The organism is Pseudomonas sp. NPDC087346, assembly GCF_044744235.1.
Classification (GTDB): domain Bacteria; phylum Pseudomonadota; class Gammaproteobacteria; order Pseudomonadales; family Pseudomonadaceae; genus Aquipseudomonas.
Map to the genome: position 1 here is coordinate 1 of NZ_JBIUXX010000141.1, position 3,928 is coordinate 3,928.

Here is a 3,928-nt window from a genome sequence, read left to right on the forward strand (position 1 = left end):
CGTTATTCGGGCAAGGAGCGCGATGCGACCGGGTTGTATTACTACGGTTTTCGCTATTACGCACCGTGGCTGGGGCGCTGGATCAATCCGGATCCGGGTGGCACCGTGGATGGGCTGAACCTGTATGCGTTTGTGGGGAACAATCCTCTGCGGTATATCGATAATGAAGGATTCTCGAAGACAGACGCCGAACGACGTGAAGAAATAACGACCTTTGTCAAGAATTTGTCCTCCGCAATGAAAGCCGTAGATAGACAGAATTCATTGCTGGAACACGCTTTTGAAGAAAAGGACATGAACCGTACGACCGCTAAAACCAGTGCGTTCACTGTCGTGACAGGTATTGTGACCAATGGAGCAGGCGTGGCTGCAGGCATCGGAGGAGGACTGGTGGGGACAGCAGTCCTTCCTGGAATAGGTACCGCCGTGTTCGCTGGCGTAGGTGCCCTCGCGGCAAAAACAGTAGCCGGTAAAGTCATGGAAAAAATAGGCAAGGAAACAAACCTTGAACCGTCTATTACACCTAAGGCTGCTAAACTTTCCTGGGAAAAAATCAAGAAGGGCAACACCCCGTATATTTCTATTGACTACGCTAAAAATATGGCTGACGAGTACAACCCATCGTCGTCGGAGGGCCAGAAAACATACTTCAAGAAGGCTGCTGCAATGGCATTGAATGTATTCACCCCTAAGGGCGCTACGTCGCTTATAGCGTTAGGTAAGCTCGCAGAAGAACGCAATGATGTGAGCGAAGGATTGAGTCCGATGAAGATCAACGGACTGGACACGGCATACGTTAAGTTGGAGCACGATGTGACGGTAGATTACAACCAGACCATGGAGAACTTTGACGCACTAGAGACCCCGGTACTGTACTCAACCGGCGGGCTATTCCTCCCGTCAGAGCTGGTACAGCGCGATGCTATAAAAAAAGACATGAATATATTCAAGGCAAAATCGGAAAGAGCGCAGGATAACCTCGCAAGGTATAGAGAGCGACAAGGCTGGCCAACATGATCTGACAGCTGTCGGGCTTCTAGTATGACTGTCAGATTAAGTTCAGTTGATCACTGAACCTCTCACTATATGATTCTAGGGTCGCGGTAGGGACGGCAGTTACCTACCGCCCTCCCCCATACAGATCCGTAGGGGCGGAACTACCGCATACGACTCCTGCCTTGGGTTCGTGACGCAAGCGATTCTCCACACTTGCGTTGCGTAGGCGTGACGGTGTCCGTGCGGGCCTGCCTACAGGAAGACCAATTCATCTGCACGCAGCGGGATGCGCTTTGTTGTACTGGGTGAGCGTGTACATGGCATCCAGGGGCTCGCGATACAGGTTGATGACCGCGAGGGTCGCGCGCTCGAAGTGCGCGACCTGTTCGAGGTAAAGGTACCAGAGTTACAGGAGCCATTCGCCGTACTCGGGCAGAAACCAATACACCTGCCCGTGTAGACGGCGTCATGTGGCCACCTTTCCAGCCGGAGTGCCGGCCGTCTAGCACCTCCGTACGAGGTACTAGGCCGAAATGGTGGGCGAGTTATTCCGCTCGATAGCCTCTTACGAGGTTTTCCTTACTCCTCGCGCCGATCAGATGGTGCCGCACTGTGGCTCGTGTGATGGATGATGACCTTGGCTTGGCACAGGTTCGCGGGGGCCGGAAGCACGTCGAGGATATAGAGGTGGAAAGGCTCAGCCTCACGGAAACCTCCGCCGTGCAGTAACAATGTGATGAGCAGGACGCGATAGTCGGAGCGTCCCGCCGCGCGAAGTTCCTTGATCAGCAGTCCCTCAACGCGCTCTTCCGGGAATGCCGGTGGTTCGTCTTTTTCGACTTTAGGCAAATGCTGCCACCTTACGCGATGCCCGGATTTCACGGGGCATGCGCTTGCAACCCAAGTGTGCCTCAGGAAAGCCTGGCTGCGCCTGTACTGATAAGCAGCCTCGTCAGCCTGTCGGTCGAAGGCTCCGTCCGCATAGTGAGGATTTATCTGGGCGGCCTCAGGGCGCATCTCGCTGAGTCAGTCGAAGACGTCAGAAAGCAGGAGAACGTATGCGAGGTATCCTGCGGTGAGCGCGGCGCTCAGTACAGATTACTTTGGTCAAAGCCCGTTCGCGATTGAACGTTCCGGTGTAAAGCCGCAGGGCGAAGTTCTGGAACAGTTGGTAGCGGTCGTGCTCGGCCGCATTGGCTTGCACGTATTCGAGGAGCATTCGCACTGAACGGGTCACTTTTGAGATCCACACTAAGCTGCGGTCGTGGTTGCGATAGAGGCAGTAATCGAGCAGCGGCTCCAGTGCTCCAACACAGGCGTCCATAGCGCCGGAAGCCGCGTATTAATGCCCGTAGCGTCGGAGTAGACGCGAGCCTTTACGGTCACAAACATGAGACGGGCTCCCTCATCATGGTCGCCAAGGCCAAGACTTCATTACGGCTTTGCGGCGGCGGCCGGCACGCTTGGTCTATTGCGTCGACAATGTGGCGAGCTGCTGGAGCTCTTTAAAATGGAGTCGAGGCATCCATGCTGGAAGTAGCCACGACGGCGAGCGGATTTCAGAATCGGTCTGATCCCGGCTTTACTTCTGTGAAGGTGTCATTAATGGGATCACCTTCTCGCTGCCCTCCTAGTTGATAGCCCCGTCATTGAGGTTTTCCTTCTTGACGATCAGCCACCAGCAACAGCGTCCTCCTGACCTGAGTAGCTGATTTGCGTTTTCCTCGCTGCGAGCGGACTAACCTCGTCGTTTGCTCTATCTCCATTGGGCGATCTAAAGGACAAATGCAACACCTGATGCAAGGTGTTGCCATGCCAACGAGATCACAGACCTCAGCACTGAGGAGCAGGTCATCATCATGGTGATGCAGCTTCAAACAACTCACTCTGCGAACTATCGCCATTTTACTCAGGCGTCATACCAGCACCATTAGTCGTAAGATTGCGATTTGCTCGAGTGGCCAGCCAATGCGCAACATTTCTATGATCACTTGGAACAGCTCAGAGCCAGAGCACAAGCGCGACTGACGACGCGGCATGATGTAGTACACGTGCGCTGCTTGCGGCATGAGCCGAATCGCATCGTCCCAACTGGCTATGTAGCCGCAAACTACGCCGTATCTGGCCCGATCACCCCGCGCGACATGTGAGTAAACGAAACCCGCTACCTGGCCATTTACGCCTATCCGCGAGACGAGTTGAAACGCCAGCTCATCAGCCACTTTGCGCCAAGGTAAAGGCAAAGCGGTGACCGCGAACCCAGAACGCCATACGTCGAGAGCGCAATCCTGCCGAGCTCAGTAACCACTTGCGTCCACCAGAGGTCGCAGAGCGCCTTGTTCCAGGACACTGGGAAAGTGACCTGATCATTGGTGCTAACAACTGCTCCGCTGTCGCCACTATGGTGGAGTGCACCAGTCGACGCACCGACCACCGCTGCAGCGGCTCAAGCTATTACCTGAGAGATGTCGCACATAGCGCCATCACTTCTGAAAACCATGACACACGACCAAGAGTGAAATGGTCCGTCACGCCGAAATCACGGCCCACACTGGCATGAAAATCAACTTCGCCGATCCACACCGCTCGTGGCAGCGAGGCAGTAATGAAAACACCAATGACTTATTGCCAAATGGCACAGTTCTCACTCTGGTCAGCCAGGAGAGACTGGACGAAATTGCTGTCATGCTGAACACTCGAGCACGCCAGACGCCGGGTTGGAAATGTCCGCTAGAAGTAATAGTTGACTACCTTCAGCTGTTAGCAAACAACAAGCCCGAAACCACCAACTGACTGCTGCACTTGGTTCTTGAGAGGGCGGCCTCAGGTTCCAAGTACAACAGTCAGTTAATGGTTTCGAGTTTGTTGCTCGCTGATAGCTGAAGGTAATCAACCAGTACTTCGACCGGAAACTTCCAACCCAGCGTCTGGC

3 protein-coding genes are annotated in these 3,928 nt (G+C 54.4%); 2 read left to right on the forward strand and 1 reads right to left on the reverse strand.

Annotated features, from left to right (window positions below; all coding sequences use genetic code 11):
* The coding region (locus tag ACIOZM_RS31420) for an RHS repeat-associated core domain-containing protein (RefSeq protein WP_401221500.1) at positions 1-1,017 on the forward strand (1,017 nt) is incomplete at its 5' end.
* Between the two features lie 558 nt (positions 1,018-1,575).
* On the opposite strand, the gene ACIOZM_RS31425 is transcribed toward ACIOZM_RS31420, so the two are convergent.
* Positions 1,576-1,845: a hypothetical protein gene (locus ACIOZM_RS31425; RefSeq protein WP_401221502.1), complete on the reverse strand. Its 270-nt coding sequence runs from the start codon at positions 1,843-1,845 to the stop codon at positions 1,576-1,578.
* Between the two features lie 1,671 nt (positions 1,846-3,516).
* Between ACIOZM_RS31425 and ACIOZM_RS31430 the strand changes: the two genes are divergently transcribed.
* Positions 3,517-3,789, forward strand: coding sequence for a transposase (locus ACIOZM_RS31430; protein ID WP_401221503.1), 273 nt, complete (start codon positions 3,517-3,519; stop codon positions 3,787-3,789).
* Positions 3,790-3,928 lie beyond the last annotated feature (139 nt).